This window comes from Qipengyuania vesicularis, from assembly GCF_019711415.1.
Classification (GTDB): domain Bacteria; phylum Pseudomonadota; class Alphaproteobacteria; order Sphingomonadales; family Sphingomonadaceae; genus Qipengyuania; species Qipengyuania vesicularis.
In genome coordinates this window covers 514798-535314 of sequence record NZ_JAIGNJ010000001.1, presented here as the reverse complement: position 1 = coordinate 535314, position 20517 = coordinate 514798, and the positions used below count along the sequence as shown (strand labels likewise).

Annotated in this window: 21 protein-coding genes and 1 pseudogene; 6 read left to right on the top strand and 16 right to left on the bottom strand. The window is 62.8% G+C overall.

The features are described from left to right. Positions 1-92 precede the first annotated feature (92 nt). Genes K3146_RS02680 through K3146_RS02665 form a run of 4 tightly spaced genes read right to left on the bottom strand, consistent with a single transcriptional unit; the run spans position 93 to position 3927 of the window. Positions 93-1037, bottom strand: a complete 945-nt coding sequence (locus K3146_RS02680) for an acetyl-CoA carboxylase carboxyltransferase subunit alpha (protein ID WP_221544648.1) — start codon at positions 1035-1037, stop codon at positions 93-95. 10 nt (positions 1038-1047) lie between these two features. Next, positions 1048-1926 carry a tyrosine recombinase gene (locus K3146_RS02675; RefSeq protein ID WP_221544647.1) on the bottom strand — a complete coding sequence of 293 codons (879 nt, stop codon included), beginning with the start codon at positions 1924-1926 and terminating at the stop codon, positions 1048-1050. 10 nt (positions 1927-1936) lie between these two features. Further along, entirely contained in the window at positions 1937-3790 is a 1854-nt protein-coding gene (locus K3146_RS02670) for a hypothetical protein (RefSeq protein WP_221544646.1), read from the bottom strand. Beyond that, positions 3787-3927 (bottom strand): hypothetical protein, encoded by a 141-nt coding sequence (locus K3146_RS02665; protein ID WP_221545242.1) that lies wholly within the window; start codon positions 3925-3927, stop codon positions 3787-3789. The genes K3146_RS02670 and K3146_RS02665 overlap by 4 nt, the downstream gene beginning before the upstream one ends. Before the next feature lie 69 nt (positions 3928-3996). On the opposite strand from K3146_RS02665, the gene K3146_RS02660 reads away from it, so the two are divergent. The 4 genes from K3146_RS02660 to K3146_RS02645 are packed head-to-tail and all read left to right on the top strand — an operon-like array spanning position 3997 to position 6903. After that, entirely contained in the window at positions 3997-4566 is a 570-nt protein-coding gene (locus tag K3146_RS02660; RefSeq protein ID WP_221544645.1) for a shikimate kinase, read from the top strand. Beyond that, positions 4557-5666, top strand: coding sequence for a 3-dehydroquinate synthase (aroB, locus tag K3146_RS02655; RefSeq protein ID WP_221544644.1), 1110 nt, complete (start codon positions 4557-4559; stop codon positions 5664-5666). The genes K3146_RS02660 and aroB overlap by 10 nt, the downstream gene beginning before the upstream one ends. An 11-nt stretch (positions 5667-5677) precedes the next feature. Continuing rightward, the gene (locus K3146_RS02650) at positions 5678-6448 is read left to right on the top strand and encodes a cyclase family protein (RefSeq protein ID WP_221544643.1); all 771 of its coding nucleotides are present in this window, start codon (positions 5678-5680) and stop codon (positions 6446-6448) included. After that, positions 6445-6903: a GNAT family N-acetyltransferase gene (locus K3146_RS02645; RefSeq protein WP_221544642.1), complete on the top strand. Its 459-nt coding sequence runs from the start codon at positions 6445-6447 to the stop codon at positions 6901-6903. Before K3146_RS02650 ends, K3146_RS02645 begins: the two co-directional genes overlap by 4 nt. Positions 6904-6909: 6 nt before the next feature. Here the strand turns inward: K3146_RS02645 and K3146_RS02640 are convergent, their stop codons facing one another. From K3146_RS02640 to K3146_RS02615, 7 genes and pseudogenes are all read right to left on the bottom strand, one after another. Continuing rightward, positions 6910-7158, bottom strand: a complete 249-nt coding sequence (locus K3146_RS02640) for a hypothetical protein (protein WP_221544641.1) — start codon at positions 7156-7158, stop codon at positions 6910-6912. A 179-nt stretch (positions 7159-7337) separates the two neighbouring features. Next, entirely contained in the window at positions 7338-9392 is a 2055-nt protein-coding gene (locus tag K3146_RS02635; protein WP_345723801.1) for an ATP-binding protein, read from the bottom strand. Positions 9393-9506: 114 nt separating this feature from the next. Then, positions 9507-9767, bottom strand: a pseudogene (locus tag K3146_RS13640) (winged helix-turn-helix domain-containing protein); the annotation flags it as partial. After that, entirely contained in the window at positions 9767-10570 is an 804-nt protein-coding gene (locus K3146_RS02630) for a heme-dependent oxidative N-demethylase family protein (RefSeq protein ID WP_221544639.1), read from the bottom strand. The gene K3146_RS02630 and the pseudogene K3146_RS13640, both read right to left, overlap by 1 nt. Before the next feature lie 159 nt (positions 10571-10729). Continuing rightward, the gene (locus K3146_RS02625; protein WP_221544638.1) at positions 10730-11188 is read right to left on the bottom strand and encodes a DUF6998 domain-containing protein; all 459 of its coding nucleotides are present in this window, start codon (positions 11186-11188) and stop codon (positions 10730-10732) included. Between the two features lie 14 nt (positions 11189-11202). Continuing rightward, a complete protein-coding gene (scpA, locus tag K3146_RS02620) occupies positions 11203-13455 on the bottom strand; it encodes a methylmalonyl-CoA mutase (protein WP_221544637.1) in 2253 nt (750 codons plus the stop codon). A 37-nt stretch (positions 13456-13492) separates the two neighbouring features. After that, positions 13493-14965 carry a serine hydrolase domain-containing protein gene (locus K3146_RS02615; protein WP_221544636.1) on the bottom strand — a complete coding sequence of 491 codons (1473 nt, stop codon included), beginning with the start codon at positions 14963-14965 and terminating at the stop codon, positions 13493-13495. 118 nt (positions 14966-15083) lie between these two features. On the opposite strand from K3146_RS02615, the gene K3146_RS02610 reads away from it, so the two are divergent. Continuing rightward, complete coding sequence (locus tag K3146_RS02610) at positions 15084-15548, top strand: Lrp/AsnC family transcriptional regulator (protein WP_221544635.1); 465 nt, start codon at positions 15084-15086, stop codon at positions 15546-15548. Positions 15549-15554: 6 nt separating this feature from the next. Here K3146_RS02610 and mce read toward each other — a convergent pair whose 3' ends face one another. From mce to K3146_RS02585, 5 genes are all read right to left on the bottom strand, one after another. Further along, entirely contained in the window at positions 15555-16004 is a 450-nt protein-coding gene (gene mce, locus K3146_RS02605) for a methylmalonyl-CoA epimerase (protein WP_221544634.1), read from the bottom strand. A 246-nt stretch (positions 16005-16250) separates the two neighbouring features. Next, positions 16251-17783 carry an acyl-CoA carboxylase subunit beta gene (locus tag K3146_RS02600; RefSeq protein ID WP_221544633.1) on the bottom strand — a complete coding sequence of 511 codons (1533 nt, stop codon included), beginning with the start codon at positions 17781-17783 and terminating at the stop codon, positions 16251-16253. A 55-nt stretch (positions 17784-17838) separates the two neighbouring features. Continuing rightward, positions 17839-18072, bottom strand: coding sequence for a helix-turn-helix domain-containing protein (locus K3146_RS02595; protein WP_221544632.1), 234 nt, complete (start codon positions 18070-18072; stop codon positions 17839-17841). Beyond that, positions 18072-18698, bottom strand: coding sequence for a hypothetical protein (locus K3146_RS02590; RefSeq protein WP_221544631.1), 627 nt, complete (start codon positions 18696-18698; stop codon positions 18072-18074). The genes K3146_RS02595 and K3146_RS02590 overlap by 1 nt, the downstream gene beginning before the upstream one ends. A 98-nt stretch (positions 18699-18796) precedes the next feature. Further along, on the bottom strand, positions 18797-19534 hold the full coding sequence (locus K3146_RS02585) for a TlyA family RNA methyltransferase (protein WP_221544630.1): 738 nt from the start codon (positions 19532-19534) through the stop codon (positions 18797-18799). 226 nt (positions 19535-19760) lie between these two features. Between K3146_RS02585 and K3146_RS02580 the strand changes: the two genes are divergently transcribed. Next, on the top strand, positions 19761-20144 hold the full coding sequence (locus K3146_RS02580; RefSeq protein WP_221544629.1) for a hypothetical protein: 384 nt from the start codon (positions 19761-19763) through the stop codon (positions 20142-20144). Positions 20145-20517: the final 373 nt, after the last annotated feature.

The following is a 20517-nucleotide window of genomic DNA, read 5'->3' as shown; positions in this document are numbered from 1 at the left end:
GCGGGATCCTTGCTCGCGGCCCGTAAGTTCTGTCTCTGAAAGGGGAAACTTGGCGGGCGGGCGCTTTGTTCCCACCCCGTGCACGAGCGAAATCAGCCCGCCATCTGGAGGAAACGCTCCTCGCGCATGCGCCTGAGTTCATCGGGTGCATTGCGCGACAGCATGTCGAGTTCCTCGCCAATGGCATCGGCGAGCAGCTTCGCTGTCGCTTCCGGGTCGCGATGCGCGCCGCCGACGGGCTCTTTCACGATCCGGTCGATCACGCCCAGTTCCAGGAGATTCTGCGCAGTAATTTTCATCGCTTCGGCGGCATCGGGAGCCTTTTCGGCCGTGCGCCACAGGATCGAGGCGCAGCCCTCGGGGGAAATCACCGAATAGACCGCATGTTCGAGCATCAGCACGCGTTCGGCACTGGCCAGTGCGACCGCGCCACCCGAACCGCCCTCGCCCACGATGGTCGCCACCATGGGCACGCCCAAGGCGAGGCAAGCCTCGGTCGAGCGGGCAATGGCCTCTGCCTGGCCGCGTTCTTCGGCTTCGACGCCCGGGAATGCGCCTGAAGTATCCACCAGCGTGACGACCGGCAGGCCGAACCTGTCTGCCAGTTCCATCAGGCGGATGGCCTTGCGATAGCCCTCGGGCTTGCCCATGCCGAAATTGTGGCGGATCCGGCTCGCCGTATCATTGCCCTTCTCGTGCCCGATCAGCACGACCTTGCGACCATTTAGCTTCGCGAAGCCGCCAAGAATCGCCTCATCCTCGCCGAAGGCACGATCGCCGCCGAGCGGAATGAAATCCTCGAACGCATGCTCGACGAAATCGCGAAAATGCGGGCGCGAGGGATGGCGAGCGACCTGTGTCTTCTGCCAGGGCGAAAGTGATTCGTAGGTGCTGGCGAGCAGCGTTGCGCTCTTCTCCTCGAGCCGCTTCAGCTCCTTGGAGATGTCGACATCGTCGCCTTCCGATGCGGCGCGCAGTTCGGCGATCCGCTGCTCAAGCTCGGCGACCGGCTTTTCGAATTCGAGATAGGAAATCATCGCACGTCCGCTAGTCGCTGCGGCGCGCGCGCGCAAGCGGATGACGCTCGTTGACGAGCTTCACCAACCGCGCGGCATCCACATGCGTATATATCTGCGTGGTCGCGATATCGGCATGCCCAAGCAGCGTTTGCAGTGCGCGCAGGTCCGCCCCGCCCTCCAGCAGATGCGTGGCAAAGGCGTGGCGCAGCACGTGGGGGCTGAGCTTCTCGGGTGGCAGGTCGGCCCGGACAGCCAGTTCCTTGAGCATTTGGTAGAGGCGGATGCGCGAAAGATGGCTTGTGCGCGATGGGAACAGCCATTTCGTATCGCTCGGCCGGACCGCCAGCCAGCGCGACAGCGCCTTCTTGGCGCGCGTGCTGACCGGCACGAGGCGCGCCTGCCCTCCCTTCCCCGTGACGGTGAGAAAAGGTTCGTCGCGCGGCACGGCCGACAGCGGCAATGAAACCAGCTCGGTCGCGCGCAGGCCGGAGCCGTAAAGCAGTTCGAGCATGGCAAGCAGGCGCACGGCTTCAGGCCGCTCCCCCGATGCTTCGTCCTCGGCGCGAGCGAATAGTGCTTCCACCTGCGCATGGGAGAGAATTTTCGGCAACGGACGCCGGGTCGCCGGGCGCGGGAGTGCGTGGGTCGGATCGTCCTCGCGCTCGCCTTCGTCCACGAGGAAGCCGTAGAACTGTCGCAGCGCGGATATCTTGCGCGCCAGTGTCGATGGAGCGAGCGAAGACCAACCCTGCCCCAGCCGCGCCAATTGTGCCGGAGTGGCCTGTGCGAGCGAGCCGTCGACCATGCCTTCTGCCTGGTGCAAGTCGCGGCCATAGGCGAGCAAGGTATTGCGCGCCGCGCCCCGCTCTGCCGCGAGCATGGCGAGGAAATCATCGATCGCGCTCATCGTTGCGGGGTCACGCCCGCGCGACCGCCTCCGCGGCGATCATCCGGGCTTCGGCTTCCAGCCCCACGCGATTGAGAGCCGAAACGATGTGAAAGAGATGGCGCGGGGTCATCTGGTCCCAACTGGTGCCTTGCATGCCCAGCCCCGCCAGCACCGCCACGAGAACAGCGTTGTCAGCCTCGGCTGCCTTATCGATCATCCGCGTCCAGTTGGTCGGCGCCGACAGATTGACCTCCAGCCGGTTACTATATTCAGCGATATTGTCCGCATCGGTGCGGCCGAGCCCGGCAAGCCCGGCGAGGAACATCTGCGATTTCGCCTGGCCCGAAGAACCGTCATTGCCTTCGAAGGAATCGAGCTGTCCGTCCGTAACCATCGCGCCACGCGGATTGGCCAGTGCGAGCAGCGCCCATGCGACGCTGCCATCCTCCACGACGCCCGACCAGCGCATGGCATCGCGTTCCAGACCGGCAGTCAGCATGGAAGCAATCAACTGGCTCGCATCGGAAGCGAAATCCCCGCTCGGCGTGAGGCGCGCCGCCGCATAGGCGGTCAGCACGAGCCGTCCATACTCGGGTGTTCCCCCGCCCCAGACATCCTTGATCGCTGCAAGCCGCGCTGCCGGAGCCGGATCGGTATAGGCGTCGCGCAGGCGCGTTGCCAGCTCAAGACCAGCGCTATCCTCTTCTTCCTGGCGGTTGGCGTAGAGCTGTGAGTAAAGGTCGACCATGGCCCGAGCAGAGAAAATGCCCGAGTTTGCAGCGACTTCAGCCCCCCGCAGCTTCTGCGACACCGGCAGCGCGGGAATCAACGCGGAGGACTTCAGATAGTAATTGCCCAGGCTTTCGGACAGGTTCTCCGGCAGCGGCTCGCCCAGCGCACTCGCAAGCGCAAAGCGCCAGGGATTCATCTGCTCGACGCCGTCCCATTCGATCGTCACCGCGCGATTGCCCTGCCCTGCAGCACCCGCAAATCGCTGCGCCAGAAGCACATCGATCTGCTCGTCCTCTTCGGTCCGGCTCAGCAGCCTGCGGAGGTCGTTGTTCGCCGAGGTCGTCTCGCCAGTATAGGCGGCGCAGATGCCCTCGAACATTTCCCAGCGGGTGGTGTCGCCCTCGACCCGGCCGAGCCGGACTACCGGGCAAGCACCCACGATGTCGCCCGTCCCAAGATAGGCGCCAAGCGCGGCATTCGTCAGCGCCGCGCTATAGTTCGCCGTATCGACATCCTGTACCAGCGCGCGGGCCACGACGTGCTCGCCCATCGCATTGAGTGCCGAGGCTCTGAGCGCGGCGAATTCGACCGGATCCATCCCATCGGGCGCGGCCAGCCTGCTGGCCAGAGCGCGGCGCATCAGGATGTGGCCCCAGCGCGAAACGAGCGGGCCCTTGGTGGCCGCAAGCGCCGCGCGCACGATCGAGGCGGGCTGGCGGGCCAGCGACCCAACAGGAAGCCCGCCTTCATCCGCATCGATGATCCCGACTCTTTCGGTCGAGCGGCGGGCGGCGGGCGGAATATCGTATTTCGGCTTGAGACCGAAGAGATCGTCCAGCTCCTCGCTGGTCATCGCCTCAAGCTCTTCGGCGGAGGGAATGTCGGTCAACGCGACGCCAGATACATCGACCGGGCCCGGATCGGCCGGAATGGGCTGGACGACTTCCGATCCGCCGGGCGCCACAGGAGTCACACCCGGCGCGAGCGTGGTGGAAGGGGTCGGTGTGCGAACTGGCGTTGGTGTAGGCGTCGGCGACGGCGCTGGCTGGTCGAATCCTGGCGGAAGCAGGCTTTCCGGAGCATCCTGTGCCAGCACGACACCGGAAGTGAACGCGATGGCCGCGCCCGCAAGCAACAGGCCGCGCGTCATTGCGCACCCTCCGGCAAATCTACCGGCTGGGTTATCTGGCGCAGGGGCTCTTCACCCCCGTCGATCCAGGCGACGACAAGGATTGCGACGATCACCAGCGAGACGATCCACACGATGCGCGAACGTTTGGCGGCCAAGTTTTTCGTATCCTCGCTCAAATCCCTATGTCTTGCTCGCGCCCTAGCGCATCTATAGGCCGAGCGGCAATGAACAACGCGTATCCATCCTCAAACCAGCTGGAACCCGCCGCGATTGCCGCTCGGATCGACCGTCCGCTGGTGCTGGTCGGGCTGATGGGCGTGGGCAAATCGACCATCGGCAGGCGGCTGGCGGGCGCGCTCGATCGCAGCTTCGTCGATGCCGACGAGGAAATCGAGCGCGCGGCTGATCGCAGCGTCTCGGAAATTTTCGAGGAGCATGGCGAGGCCTATTTCCGCGACGGCGAACGCAGGGTGATCGCGCGGCTGATGGAAGAGGGACACGGCGTGATCGCCACGGGCGGCGGCGCCTTCGTCGATGCGGAGACGCGGGCACTGGTGCTGGAACAGGGCATCGCCATCTGGCTCGATTGCGATCTGGACACGTTGGTGGAGCGCACCTCGCGCAAGAACACGAGGCCGCTCCTGAAAACCGGCGACCCCCGCGAGATCCTGTTCAACCTCAAGGAACAGCGCAGCCCCGCCTATTCGCAGGCGCAGATCCATGTCGTAACCGATGACGGACCGCATGAAGCGACCGTCGCACGCATCTTGCAGGAGCTGGCCGCATGGCAGTGATTCCGGTCGAATTGGCAGGCCGAAGCTATGAAGTGCGGGTGGGGCGTGGTCTGCTGGCAAATCTTTCGGAGGAGGCTGCACCCTTCCTGCGCAAACAGTCCGTGCCGATCGTCGCAGACGATAATGCGCGGGCGAAGTGGGGCGATGCCGTGGAGGCATCGCTGCGCGCGGCCGGCAATGAGCCGCGCTGGTACGATGTAGCCCCCGGCGAGAGTTCGAAAAGCTGGGACAGCCTGGCGCGGCTCACAGACTGGCTACTGGCCGAGGGCGTCGAACGCGGCGACCACGTGCTGGCATTGGGCGGCGGCGTAGTCGGCGACCTGACGGGCTTCGCCTGCGCCATCCTCAAGCGCGGGTGCGGCTTCGTGCAATTGCCGACGACCCTGCTGGCGCAGGTAGACAGTTCGGTCGGTGGCAAGACCGCGATCAACACAGCCGCTGGCAAGAACCTCGTGGGCGCGTTCCACCAGCCTTCACTCGTGCTGGCGGACCTCGACACTCTCGGCACCCTACCCCCGCGCGAACTGCGCGCTGGCTATGCCGAAGTGCTTAAATACGGCGTGCTTGGCGATGCGGAGTTCTTCGACTGGCTCGAGGCGAACGGGACCGATGTTCTCGCGTTGAAGCCCGAAGCGCTGGAATACGCCGTCGCCACCAGTGTCGCCGCAAAAGCGCGGATCGTCGCCGAGGACGAGCGAGAAACGAGCGGGGCGCGCGCACTGCTCAACCTCGGCCATACTTTCGGCCATGCGCTGGAGGCTGAAACCGGCTTCTCCGATCGCTTGCTGCACGGCGAGGCCGTGGCGCTCGGCATGGTTCTGGCGGCGCGCTATTCGGCGAGGCGAGGCGAGATGAGCAGCGAGGATGCGGCGCGCGTGACCCGTTCAGTCGATGCCGCCGGGCTGCCCGCCGAAATTGCTGCGCTCGGCATGACCTGCAACGGCCAGACGCTTGCCGACCACATGCTGCACGACAAGAAGATGGATGCGGGCACCCTGCCCTTCATCCTGCTGCGCGGCATCGGCGAGGCCTGGCTGGCGAAGGACGTCGAGCTATCCGACATCGCGGCCTTTCTCGACGAGCAGTTGCAAGCGCATTAGGTTGCCGCGCCATGACGCGCTTCATCGACCTCTCGATCCCCATCACCAACGATGTCGTTTCCGACCCGGAAGTGATGCGGCCGAAAATCCAGTACATGACCCACGAAAACACGTGGGAGCAGATCGCAATGTTCTTCCCGGGGCTGGAGAAACAGGATCTGCCCGATGGCGAAGGCTGGGCAGTCGAGATGCTGGAACTGTCGACGCACAATGGCACGCATATGGACGCGCCATGGCATTACCATTCGACCACCGATAGCGGTTCCTCGCCCGCCCCCAGCATCGACGAAGCTCCGCTCGACCGCTTCTTCCGCCCGGGTGTGAAGCTCGATTTCAGCCACCTGCCACACGGCCATGTGGTGAGTTCCGATGAGGTGGCAGAAGCGTTCGAGAAGATCGGATACGACCTCCAGCCGCTCGACATCGTGCTCGTCCAGTCGGGCGCGATCTATGGGACGGAGAATTTCACCGATCAGGGTGTGGGTCTGGGCGCCGAAGCGACGCTCTGGCTGACCGAGCGCGGCGTGGAAGTGGTCGGCACCGATGCGTGGAGCTGGGATGCCCCTTTCAGCCACACGGCGAAGCGCTGGGCGGAAAAACGCGACCCGTCGATCATCTGGGAAGGCCACAAGGCGGGCCGCATCCGCCCCTATTACCAGATCGAGAAGCTGACTAATCTCGACGCCCTCCCCGCGCATGGCTTCACCTTCAGCTGCTTCCCGGTGAAGATCGAACGCGCCAGCGCAGGCTGGATCCGCGCGGTAGCGATGGTGGAAGAATGATCCGCGTCGCTCGCGCCAGCCTCGACGATCCCGATGTGCGCGAGATGATTGCCTACCATCAGCAGGACATGGAGGCGATGTCGCCGCCGGGTACGAGCTGGGCGCTGGACCTGTCCGGGCTGACCGGCCCCGCGGTAAGCGTTCTGGGCGCCTGGGAGGGCGAGACGCTGGTCGGCATTGGTGCACTCAAGCGGCTCGATGAACGAACTGCAGAGCTCAAGTCGATGCGCACACATCCCGACCATCTTGGCAAGGGTGTCGCCAAGGCATTGCTCGCGCAGCTTATCGAGGTTTCGCGTTCGGAAGGATATCACCGGCTAAGCCTGGAGACTGGCACCAGTGAGGAGTTCAGGCCCGCGATCGGGCTGTACACGCGCCACGGCTTCGAGGTGGGCGAGGCCTTCTCGGAATACGAGAACGGCCCGCACAACCAGTGTTACCACCTCGAGCTGTAACTAAGATCAGGCGCGGAGACGGGTGACCTTCCCCGCGCCGACGGGCTGGTATTCGGCCATCATCGTGTCGTGTTCGGCGAACAGCCGTTCGATTTCGCTGCGGCGGTCGAGCATCATGTGCGCGATGCCGGGGGCGAGGCTTTCGCCGTCTCCGATCTTGCCGAGAATGCCTGCGAGGTCGCTGACCGTCGCCTCTTCCGGCGTCTTGTAATAGTGGCCTCTCGCATCGAAGAAGCCGGTGCCTTTACGTGCCATGCCAGTCGCTCCTGCATGAATGTGTGATCCGACTCACACCCTCATGATTCCCGGCACGCCAAGTCCTTACCAGCGCGTTTACCACGAATCGCAGTTAATTCAGGCTATTATGCAATAATGTTGCGCACTTCTGCGAGCATTCTTGCGCTATAGTTTGGTTAACGGAACGGCCTGCTGGCCTATTCGAGTTCCAGGATCACCTCGTCCACCGCCAGCGAATCGCCCTCGCCCGCGTTGATCTTGCCAACCGTGGCCTGTTTTTCGGCGCGCAGGATGTTCTCCATCTTCATCGCCTCCACCGTGGCGAGCGGTTGGCCGGGCTGGACCTCCTCACCCTCTGCGACGTGCAGCTTCACCAACAGCCCGGGCATCGGGCAGATGAGCATCTTGGAAAGATCGGGCGGTTCCTTCTCGATCATGTGCCCCACGAGATGCGCGATCCGCGTCTGGAGGATGCGCAGCTGGTGCGTCGCGCCGCGCGCGGTCATCGCATAGCCCGTCCGCGTAGGCTTGAGCTGGATCGTATAGATGTCGAGCGGATCGGCATCCTCGCCTGCCTCGTTATCCCACAGGACAACATCCACCATCGCATCGCCGGGCGTGTACTGCATTTCGATCGTGACCTGCTCGCCATCGACCGTGAGCGCGTTCTCCTCGAGCACCACTTCGTGCGTGGTCGAGCCTTCTGCACGCTCGCCGATGCGGATCGTCCAGTCGCCGGGAGCATATTCCTCGCCGTCGAGCTGCTGATCGATCCGCCGTGCGCGGTCGGCATCCGCGGTTGCGATCACGCCGCCCACGGCTGCAAGCACCCGCTTCAGCTGGTCGCTCGCCGGAGCGCCTTCGAAGCCATCTGGATATTCCTCGGCGATGAAGCCCGTGGTGAGTTCGCCCGAACGGAAGCGCTCATGCTGCATGATGGCGCTGAGGAAATCGATATTGTGGCCGAGCCCCTCGATACGGAAGGCATCGAGCGCGGCGATCTGCAGGTCGGCAGCCTCGTCACGTGTCTCGCCCCAGGTCACCAGCTTGGCGATCATCGGGTCGTAGAACATCGAGACTTCGCCGCCTTCGAACACGCCATCGTCCACGCGAATACCCGCCAGACCGCGGCGGCCATTGGCCTCGCCATCATCGGTCCAGGGCTCAACCGGCGGCTGATAGCGCACCAGGCGGCCCGTCGAGGGCAGGAAGCCGCGATAGGGGTCTTCGGCATAGACGCGGTTCTCGATCGCCCAGCCGTCGATCTTGACGTCGTCTTGCGTCATGGCGAGCTTCTCGCCGGCCGCGACACGGATCATCTGCTCGACGAGGTCGACGCCGGTGATCGCCTCGGTGACCGGATGCTCCACCTGCAGGCGGGTGTTCATTTCGAGGAAGTAGAAGCTCTCCCCCGACTTGTCCGCGCCGGAGACGATCAGTTCGACCGTGCCCGCGCTGTGATAGTTCACCGCCTTTGACAGCGCGACGCATTGTTCACCCATGGCCTTGCGCATCTTGGGCGTCACGAAGGGCGACGGCGCTTCCTCGACCACCTTCTGGTGGCGGCGCTGGATCGAGCATTCGCGCTCGTTGAGGTAGATCACGTTGCCGTGCTTGTCGCCGAGGATCTGGATCTCGATGTGGCGCGGGTTTTCGATGAACTTTTCGATGAAAACGCGGTCGTCGCCAAAGGAGTTGAGGCCCTCGCGCTTGGTCGCCTCGAAGCCTTCGCGCACGTCCTTCTCAGAATAGGCAAGGCGCATGCCCTTGCCGCCGCCGCCTGCGCTGGCCTTCATCATGACCGGATAGCCGATGTCGTTGCTGATTTCGACGGCATGGTCCGTATCACGGATTTCGCCGACGAAGCCGGGGACGACATTGACGCCCGCTTCCTTGGCCAGCTTCTTGGATTCGATCTTGTCACCCATCGCCGCGATGGCGTTCGGCGGAGGGCCGATGAAGGCGATGTTTTCCGCCTCGAGCGCCTCGACGAAACTCGCGCGCTCGGAGAGGAATCCATAGCCCGGGTGCACCGCTTCCGCGCCGGTCTGCTTGCAGGCATCGATGATCTTGTCCGCGATCAGATAGCTTTCCGCCGCAGGTGCGGGTCCGATATGCACCGCCTCGTCCGCCATGCGCACGAAAGGCGCGCGCGCATCGGCATCGGAGTAGACGGCAACCGTCTGGATGCCCATGCGGCGCGCGGTCTTGATGACACGGCAGGCAATTTCACCGCGGTTGGCGATCAGGATCTTCTTGAATGGTTGAGATAAACCCGTCCTCCCTGGTTCAAATCCACCTGACTTGACCTCTTCTTTCTCACGTCGACTGAACTCGTGCGCGGATGCTGTTTGGGCGTCGCGTCCGTCCGCCGTGAGTGACCACGTACCGTGAACGGAATTGTCGAGGAGTCCTCTTTCAACTAGATGCTTTCTTGCTGTCCTCACGCGGTTATCCCAGTGCCGCTCATTCTGTCGGGGCATCAAAGCATTCTGCGCTTCTTCACTCAGCCCGAACAACCTTGCCAAGGGGCCATAGACTTCCGCTGGTTTCGAGATCCCACCTAACTCTTGGAGCAAGTGTAAAAGAGCCTCTTCAACGTCAGGTGTGCGCGGTAGCAGCAGCATTAATACCTCGAATTCTCTTCTCTCTGACCGGCCGCATAGCCGATTAATGCTTCCGCGTAAGCCCCTGCGCCGCGACGGTCGCCCTCGCCTTGCAGAAGCGAGGCGATTGCGGAGGCGAGGCGCTGCTGGTTGTCGTGCGAAAGTTCGCCGAGCGGCGAAACGTATATGCCGATCGTGAACAGGATCGAGCCGGTTTCGGGCAGGCGGCGCAGCGTCTGGCGTTCAGAGCGCACGAACAGCGTTTCGCCCGCATTGTCGCAGGTGACATGGGCAAAGGCCTGCTCCGGCGGCCCGGCTACCCAGCGCCTGTCGCCGGTCGCGGCGATGAACCAGTTGCAACGCCCGTAGATCGCGCCCGGCTTGAGCTTGGCCATGAAGTGATCGACACCGGTCGCGAGCTGCTCTTCATAGCCCTGGATCGGTGCATGGAGCGCACGCAAGGGCAGCCCCATCTTGTCGGCGGGTGTCCAGTCGGAGGGCCAAGCAACTGCGGCGCCGACAAGGCGGTATTGCTCGTCCCCGGGTTGCAGGGTCAAGAGGCACATGTCCTCGTGATGGGCACGAGCCGCTTCGGGCAGGCCGCCCGACAGGCCGAGCATGGCGGCAAGTTCCGCACCCGGAGCCTCGCCTTCTGGTGAAATCTGGATGCCTTCGGGATAGGCTTCAAACCCCGTTTCGCGTACCGCGAGGTCAGGATTGGGTTGGAGCCACTCGCTCTCGTCCAGCTTGGCAAGCCCCATCTTGAGCACGCCTCCGCCACGAGCTCTGGGCAGCAATTCGTCGACGGAGAAGCCGAGGGTCAACTATTCACTCCACCGTCACCCCGGCCCCCAAGCCGGTGTCCCGCTACCTTTGTGACCCCGCCCGAAGAAAAGCGAGACCCCGGATCAAGTCCGGCGTGACGTGGAATCGGAAGGCTCACTTTACGGCCTCGCGGGTCAAGTCGGTGCGGATTTGGGTCATTAGTTGCTTTTGACGATAGGAAGCCGTTCATGGTCGGCGACGCTGTCATTGAGTTTGATTAGGCCGCGTAGATTGGCGGTGCGCTGATCCCGCCAACCACCCGGCAAGAGCTGCGTGACAACAGGCTCTTCGGGTCCGTTGTAGATAACTTCACCTTCGCAAGCATCGTAATCGAGATGCAAGACAATGAGGTGGTCTGCTTTCGTTTCGACCGGACGAAAAGCGGGACCGCGACGCGTTCCACTAGCTTTCACCTGAACTGAGCGTCCGTCATGTGCGTAGCCATCGATGCCTTCGTTGCTTCGGCCCGTCAAAGTGAGACCGAACAAGTCAGCCGCGACAGCCTCCCCCAAGTCACCAACTAAATTTCCATCGAATGTGAACCTGAGATCATAATCCGAGAAATGGTCCTTAAGTTTGTTTCTGGCAGCGACAAGCTCACGGACGTGCGTGGGCAACTTGAATCTCGTAGTCACTCCGCCGCCTCGTCCAGATCCTCGCCCGCAGGCGGCATATTGTGGCCTAGCAGGCGGAGCACATCCGCCGCGCATTCGACGACATTGCTGCCCGGCCCATAAATGCCCTGCACCCCGGCATCGCGCAGGAAGTCGTAGTCCTTCTGCGGGATTACGCCGCCGGCGATAACCTTTATGTCCGCTCGGCCTGCGTCGCGCAGGTGACCGATGAGTTCGGGGATGAGCGTCTTGTGACCTGCGGCAAGGCTGCTCGCGCCGATAGCGTCGACATCGTGGTCGAGCGCCATGCGGGCGCTTTCTTCGGGTGTCTGGAACAGCGGGCCGGAGACGACCTCAAAGCCCATGTCGGCGAAGGCGGAGGCGATCACATTCGCGCCGCGGTCGTGGCCGTCCTGACCCATCTTGGCGACCATCAGACGCGGGGCGCGACCGAGGCGGCGCTGGACGGCGTGGACGCCCTCGACCACCTGCAGATAGCGCGGATCGCCCGCATAGGCCTTGGAATAGACCCCACTCACCGGCTTGGGAGTGGTGTCATAGCGCCCGAAGGCCGCCTCCATCGCAGCGGAAATCTCGCCCAGCGTCGCATTCTGGCGCGCGCATTCGACCGCACGGGCAAGGAGGTTGGCATCCCCGCCCGCCTGAAGCTCGGCCATTTGCGAGGGGCGCAGCGGCACACCGCGCTCGTCGCGACCGTCAGCCAGTGCCGCACGGGCGGCGCTAGGATCGGACCTTGCCGCCTCGGTCAGCGACTTGAGCGCGGCCTGACACGCCGCCTCGTCGCGGCCCTCGCGCACCTTCTGGATGCGCGAGATCTGGCTTTCGCGCACCGCGTGGTTGTCGATATCGAGCGTGTCGATCTCGGCCTCTTCGAGCAGGCGGTACTTGTTCACGCCGACGATGACCGTGTCGCCCTTGTCGACGCTCGCCTGCTTGGCAGCCGCCGCTTCCTCGATCTGCGCCTTGGGTTTGCCGCTGGCGACATATTCGGTCATGCCGCCCGCCGCTTCGACCTCGTCCAACATCGCCCGGGCCTGCTCCACCAGCGCGGCAGTGAGGCTTTCGATATAATAGCTGCCGCCCAGCGGATCGGCGACATGGGTGATGCCGGTCTCTTCCTGGATCACCAGCTGCGTGTTGCGGGCGATGCGGGCGGAGAAGTCGGTCGGCAGCGCGATGGCTTCGTCCAGAGCGTTGGTGTGGAGCGACTGCGTGCCCCCCAGCACCGCCGCCATCGCCTCGATCGTGGTGCGGATGACGTTGTTGTAGGGGTCCTGCTCCTGCAAGCTCACACCGCTCGTCTGGCAATGCGTGCGCAGCATCTTCGACTTGGGGTTCTGCGCGCCCAGATCGGTCATGACATCGTGCCACAAATGGCGCGCGGCGCGCATCTTGGCGATCTCCATGAAGAAGTTCATGCCGATGCCCCAGAAGAAGGACAGGCGCGGCGCGAAGGCGTCGATATCGAGCCCCGCTTCCATCGCGCGCTTGGCGTATTCCTTGCCGTCGGCGATGGTGAAGGCGAGTTCCTGAACCGCGGTCGCCCCCGCCTCGTGCATGTGATAGCCCGAGATCGAAATGCTGTTGAATTTCGGCATGTTGGCCGAGGTATATGCGATGATGTCCGAGACGATCCGCATGCTCGGTTCGGGCGGGTAGATATAGGTGTTGCGGACCATGAACTCCTTGAGGATATCGTTCTGGATGGTCCCGGCAAGCTTGTCCTTGCTCACCCCCTGCCGCTCTGCCGCGACGATGTAGAAGGCGAGCACGGGGATTACCGCGCCGTTCATCGTCATCGACACGCTCATGGTGTCGAGCGGGATCTGGTCGAACAGAATTTCCATGTCGCGCACGGTGTCGATGGCGACGCCCGCCTTGCCGACATCGCCAACCACGCGCGGGTGGTCGCTGTCATAGCCGCGGTGTGTGGCAAGGTCGAAGGCGACGCTCAGCCCCTTCTGCCCTGCTGCAAGGTTGCGGCGATAGAAGGCATTCGATTCCTCGGCAGTCGAGAAGCCCGCATACTGGCGGATAGTCCACGGACGGCCGGTGTACATCGAGGCATAGGGCCCGCGCGTGAACGGCGCGATTCCCGGTACGCCGGGATCAAGGTCAGCCGTATCTTCGCTGGTGTAGAGCGGCTTCACCGCAATGCCCTCGGGCGTATGCCAGGTGAGGTCGCGGCCCTTCACTTCCTTGTCGGCAAGGGGCTTCCAGTCTTCGTATTTGGGGGTTCTCTCACTCATGGGCGGCACCTCTAGCGCCGCCCATGCCGATTGCCAATCACTCGACCCTTGAGAGCTTCACCCAATATCCGACACCGCCGTTCGCCCGGTCCATTTGCGGGAGGGGTTCCAGGCGAACTTCTCCAACCAGGCCTTCCTCGTGCTCGATAAGGAAGAATCGCAGGTCGTGCGGCACTCCAAACCCCGCGCCGTCAATCGCGCCATCCAGTCGGAACCTGTAGGGACCTTCTCCCCCAGCGGATCGGATCGCGACGTCATTCCCGTCGATCCGCGCAAGCGGGTGATCGAGATCGGTGAAGTCCAGATCGAGCCGCGCGATCGGACCGTTGCCGCCTATCGTGCCCGACCATTTGCCCTGCAGGGCCGACGGGGCTTTCGGCGGATCCCAATAGAAGTTGTGCGCAGGCTCGAACGATCGGATCATTTCTTCGCCCAAGAACGCCTCGGCGTAGGAATTCTGCTCGTTCAGCAGGACAGCGATCACGAGGTCCTTCTCGGGCAGGATGCCGAGTCGAGCCTTGGTCCCGGCCATCGAGCCGCCATGGCTGACATAGAGCGTGCCCTTGTAATCCTCCATGAAGAAGCCGTGACCCGCGCCGGCCGCCAGCTCCCCTTCGGAATTGGTCGCCATGGCAACCGCACTCGCCCGGCTCAGCAATCGGCTCTCGCCGCGATAGGCGCGTAACCAGAATTGGCCCAGCTTTAGCAGATCCGAGACCGACATATAGGCGCTTGCAGCTCCGCGGTGGGAAGTATCGGCGCCCGGCACGATCGACCCGTCGACCATGTAGCGCTGCGCCGCGCCTTCGGGCCTTGCAGCGGCCAAGGCGATGCTGGCGCTGGACAGTTCGAGCGGCCCGAAAATCCGGCTGTGGACGAAATCGTGCCATGGCATCCCCGATTGGCGGGTGACGATTTCGGCGAGAATTTCATAGCCCAGGTTCGAGTACTGGCTCGACACGCCGGGCGGCAGGATCGTGTAGCCATAGCGATCCATCAAACCCGCGAAATCGGGAAGCGGCTGCCGCGCGTCCGCATAGCTCAGCTCGTATAGGAACGGCAGGCCGGCAGTATGGCTCATCACCCTGCGGACCGTGATCTCATCCGCCCCGCCGAAGGTGGCGCGCACTCCATTGTCGCCGAGGTAGCGATTGACCGGAGCGTCGAGATCGACCTTCCCTTCATCGACCAGCATCATGATGGCGATGGCGGTGATCGGTTTGGTTACCGAGGCAAGCGCGAACGGGGTATCGGTGGTCGCCGCCCTGCCTTCCTCGCGGTCGGCGAAACCGAATGCGCGCTCGTACAGTACGCGGTCGGACCGGCCTGCCGCGACAGCTCCGCCAATGATACCGTAATCGGCTCGTACTTCCTCGATACGCCGGTCCAGGCTTGCCTCATCTCCGAAGCGGTATTCTGCAGCAGCGTCGGCAGGATTCCCACCATGCGCAGAGACCGGTCCGGCGCAGCCCAGAAGCAGCGCCGCCAGCATCAGGCGACCCGAATTCATGATCAATCTCCGTCCTAATTTCAGTCGCTTGATAGGTGAGCCAGAAAGACCCGGCCAGAAATGAATTCGTCGTTTTTCGGCGTGGTGATTGCGAGATTCGTCAGATATGGTGAGTGGGATGACGAATACGATCGCACTTGATTCTTTCGACCGGGCCCTGCTCGATGAAATCCAGCGCGACAATCGGCAGAGCAATCTGGTCCTGGCAGCCAAGGTCAATCTTTCGGAAAGCGCGGTGCGTCGTCGGCTCCAGCGTTTTCGCAAATCGGGGCTGATTGCCAGCGAGGTCGCGCTGCTCGATCGCAATCGCAACGGCTTCACGGTGATTATCGGGATGCGGTGCACAACCGAAAGCCGGGACAGCTATGCCCGGCTCGAAGCACGCTGGGCCGAATGCCCAGCGATCAGCCAGGTCTACAACACTTCGGGCGAGGCCGATTTCGTGCTGATCGGCCATTTCGAGGACATGCCGACCTACGACCAGTGGCTAGATGACTACGTGATCACCGACCCCGACGTCGAGCGCTGCGACAGCACCTTTGCCTTCCGCACCGTCAAGTTCGAGACCGCTATCCCCGTGTGATCGACATCAGTTCGACCAGTGCGCATTGTCCTTGGGCGTTTCCATGATCTCGGTGAGCTGGCCCATCATGTCCTTGGGGTGGAGGAAGAAAATCGGCGTGCCATGCGCGCCGATGCGCGTGGGGCCGAGTATGCGCTTGCCAAGCCCCTCGAACCAGCTACGCGCTTCCTCGATATCCTCTACCTCGTAGCACAGGTGGTGCTGCCCGCCGGCGGGGTTCTTTTCGAGGAACTTGGCGATGGGGCTGTCGGGGCCGAGCGGCTCGATCAGCTCGATCTGCGTGCCGTGCGTGCCTTCCTGTCCGGGTGTATCGACGAAGCAGACCTTCACTCCCTGCGCCTCGAGATCGAAGGGCTTGTGGAACGAGGTCGCGCCCATGACATCGCGGTAGTAGCGGATCGATTCCTCGATCGAGGGCGTGGCGACGCCGATATGGTTGAGACGGCCGAGTTTCATTTCTTGATCACCTCACAATTGGTGAATGTCGGCACCCAGATCGAGATGTGCCTGTTGTTTGGCCAAGTATCAAATTGAAGAGGATCGAAAGGGTCCTGAAGGTCCGCAATTGGAATCCGAATTCGCAGCTTGTCCCCCTGTTGCAAATCGAATTCCTCGCAACCCGGCTCTGTCATAATATGAAGGGGCTCCGCCTCCTCATTCTTGATGAAGAACTCGATCCGAGTGAGCGACGCCGATTTGGCCTTAGAGCGGAATATTGTCATGCTTCTTCCACGGGTTCTCGAGCTGCTTCGTCCGCAGCTTCCTTAGCCCCAGCGCGATCCGCCGCCGCGTTGAGTGCGGGTAGATCACCTCGTCGATATAGCCGCGCTGGGCCGCCACGAAGGGGTTGGCGAAGCGGTCTTCGTATTCCTTGGTTTTCTCGGCGATCTTGTCGGGATCGTCGCGATCCTGGCGGAAGATGATCTCCACCGCGCCCTTGGCGCCCATCACGGCGATTTCGGCGGTGGGCCAGGCGTAGTTCAAATCCCCGCGCAGGTGCTTGCTCGCCATCACGTCATAGGCGCCGCCATAGGCCTTGCGGGTGATGACGGTGATCTTGGGCACGGTAGCCTCGGCATAGGCGAAGAGCAGCTTCGCGCCGTGCTTGATAATACCGTTGTGCTCCTGCGCCGTGCCGGGAAGGAAGCCGGGCACGTCGACAAAGGTCAGGATCGGAATTTCGAAGGCATCGCAGAAACGCACGAAACGTGCGGCCTTTTTCGATGAGTTGATGTCGAGCACGCCGGCGAGCACCATCGGCTGGTTCGCCACAACGCCCACCGTGCGCCCTTCGACTCGGCCGAAGCCGCAGATGATGTTGGCGGCATGGTTCGGCTGGATCTCGAAGAAATCGCCCTCGTCCAGCGTCTTCCGGATGACTTCATGCATGTCATAGGGCTGGTTGGCGTTGTCGGGGATCAGCGTATCGAGGCTGTCCTCCATGCGGTCCCACGGATCGCTGGTCGGACGCTCGGGCACCTCCTCGCGGTTCGAGAGCGGCAGGTAATCGAAGAAATCGCGCGTCGCGAGCAGCGTTTCGATGTCGTTCTCGAAGCTGTTGTCGGCGACCGAGGTCTTGGTGGTGTGCGTCTTCGCGCCGCCCAGCTCTTCCTGCGTGACGACCTCGTTGGTCACCGTCTTTACCACGTCGGGGCCGGTGACGAACATGTAGGAGCTGTCTTCCACCATGAAGATGAAGTCGGTCATCGCGGGGCTGTACACCGCGCCGCCCGCGCATGGCCCCATGATGAGGCTGATCTGCGGCACCACGCCGCTGGCGAGGACATTGCGCTGGAACACCTCGGCATAACCGCCGAGCGAAGCCACACCTTCCTGGATGCGCGCGCCGCCGGAATCGTTGAGTCCGATGACCGGCGCGCCGACCTTCATCGCGGTGTCCATCACCTTGCAGATCTTCTCTGCATGGCGCTTGGAAAGGGAGCCGCCGAAGACGGTGAAATCCTGGGAGAAAACATAGACGAGGCGGCCGTTGATCGTGCCGCTGCCGGTGACCACGCCGTCGCCAGGGATCTTCTGGTCCTGCATCCCGAAATCGACGCAGTCATGTTCGACATAGGTGTCCAGCTCTTCAAAGCTGCCTTCATCCAGCAGCACATCGAGCCGCTCGCGCGCGGTCAGCTTGCCCTTGGCGTGCTGCGCGTCGATGCGCTTCTGGCCGCCACCCATACGGGCAGCTTCGCGGCGGCGTTCCATTTCGGCGATATTGGCGGACACATGTCTCTCCGTTTGAACTCTCGGCCAAGCGCCTAGAGCGGGGAGCGTGGCAACGTCAATCGCCGGAGCCATCCTCCTCTTCATCGCCGGGCCGATATTCGAGGATATCGCCGGGCTGGCAGTCGAGCTCGCGGCATAGCGCGTTCAGTGTCTTGTAGCGCACGCCTTGCACCTTGCCCGTCTTCAATAGCGAGAGGTTGGTGTTCGAAATGCCGATGCGGTCGGCCAGCTCTTTCAAGCTGACCTTCCGCTTCGCCATCATGACATCAAGGTTGGTGACGATCGCCATCAGACCACGCTCTCGCTGTCTTCGCGATAGGCGGTTCCGACCCGGAAGGCCTCTGCAAACAGAAGGGCAAGGCCGCCGAGGACGAAGGTGAAGATCGGCACATCGTAATGGAGCCAGATATTCGTCGCGCCCTTCACATTCCATGACAGCGAGGGATGCAGGATCGTTCCCTCTACGGGCGTCACTGCAGCGATGATCGCAGGTTGCAGGACAAGCGCATGAAGGACCGAGAGGCCGCAGGCGCCAAGCAATATCCAACCGATCTTGCGCAAGGCGCCGGCATTCTCGGCCGTCACCAGGTCGCCGCTTGTGAAGCTCGCCAGGACACCGCGCAACAGCATCAGGGCAGTGATGAAGATCGCGATCGTAGCGATGGAAAACGTCAGGTCGATCGCGTGCCAGAAGGGCATGCCCGAAACCGACAGCGTGCCATCGATGAATATCGTTCTCGCTTGCTCGCCCATGGCCACTTCGAGATCGTAAGCCTCGGCCTGGACCGGCCAGGTGACAGTGCCGAACTTGCCGTCAAATATATGTGCCGTCGCCCGGCCGATCATCAGGAAGCCCCCGATGAAAAACACGCCGATCGCGATCTCGACGATGCGACGGATAAGCTTCGCGCTCATTGCTACCTCTCCAAACTGCTGTGGAGGCTCAATGATCGCGAATCAAACGATTCGCAACATATTTTTTATGTTTTACGTAAACTTCGTGTCGCGAAGCACTAACTCCGTAGAGCCGAAATCAGGAACTCCACATTGCCTTCCGGCCCTGTGATCGGGCTGTCCACAATGCCCTGCACATCGAAACCGAACCCCTTTGCCCACTCACGGATTTCTTCGCAGACACGCGCGTGGAGCGCCGGGTCGCTGACTACGCCTTTCTTGCCCACTTCCTCGCGCCCGACCTCGAATTGCGGCTTGATCAGGGCAACCATCCGGCACTCCCGCTCGGCCAGTTCGAGCGGACGTTCGAGCACCTTGGCGAGACCGATGAAGCTCGCATCGCACACCACCCAGGTCACCGGCCGGTCGATCATCTCCCGCGTCAAAATCCGCGCGCTGGTCTGTTCGAGCACGGTCACGCGCTCGTCCTGCCGCAGTTTCCATGCGAGCTGATTGGTCCCGCTGTCGACCGCAAAGACGTGCTCCGCCCCGCCCTGCAGCAGCACATCAGTGAAACCACCGGTCGAGCTGCCGATATCCATCGCGATAACGCCCTTGGGATCGAGCCCGAAATGCTCGATCGCATGGGCGAGCTTGATCCCGCCGCGGCTCACCCAGGGATGGTCGCGCCCGCGCACGTCCAGCGGCGCGTCTTCCGCCATCTGCTGGCCGGGCTTGGCCAGCTTCTGCTCGCCCGAGAAGACGAGGCCCGCCATCACCAGCGCCTGCGCCCGCGTCCGGCTTTCCACCAGCCCGCGGTCGACGAGCATCTGATCGAGGCGACGTTTTTTTGCCATTGGAAACATCGCCGTTAGCGATCATTGAGGGGCCATGAAAGCCTCCCATAGCACCATTGCCCGGGTCCTTGCCCTGTCGGCCACGATCATCATAGCCGCTTGTGTACCCGCACCGGAGTCTACCCCGACGCCATCCCCCGCGCCTGTGCAAACGGCCGCACCTCCTCCTCCACCGGCGCCATCGCCGACGCCCACCCCGATCGCATCGCCACATCACGAAGACTGGATGGATGCCCCACGCACGCCAGGTAACTGGCGCTATCTCGTCACTGCAATGGGCGGCGCGGCAAGCTATGGGTCGACGGCGGATCGGCCGCTGTTCACGCTGTGGTGCGACAGGACCCGTCAACAGATTGACTTGATCAGGCACGGCCAGTTTCCAGCAGCAACCCCAATGCGCATCTCGACTGAGACGGCCGCTCGTTCGGTCATTGGCGAAGTTCGCACCAGTTCGCCCGGGCGCTTGTCGGTGTCCATCGCGGCGAACGACCCGCTGTTCGACGCGATCGCACTTACCCGCGGTCGATTCGCTGTGGAAACCGACGGAATGTCGACGCTGTACCTGCCTGCATGGGCCGAAGTGACGCGCGTGATCGAGGATTGTCGCTGAGGCGATTCACGCGCCCGCTCACCGCCCTGTGAACGTTGCCTCTGTCACCCACGAGAAAGGCCCGGAGAATGCTCCGAGCCACAAACGACAATTCTGACGTGGGAAAACTTTTTTGCAAGCCTTGTTTTGCAACCGAAAACGACTCAAATTGAACTCAAGATCAGCGGCGAAACGCGGTCCCGGGTCCCGATGAAAAGGTGGCTCTTAGCTCACAAGCGCGAAAGGAGGTGATCCGATGTCTCATGGTTCAGCAGAGAGGTCGGCAAGTTTCCGCGCGAGGTACTATCGGTAATACCCTACCCTTAGAGACTTCGTGAGCGGCACTTCCGCCGCTGACCATGCGAAGGGCAGCTTCTCCTCAGGGTGAAGCTGC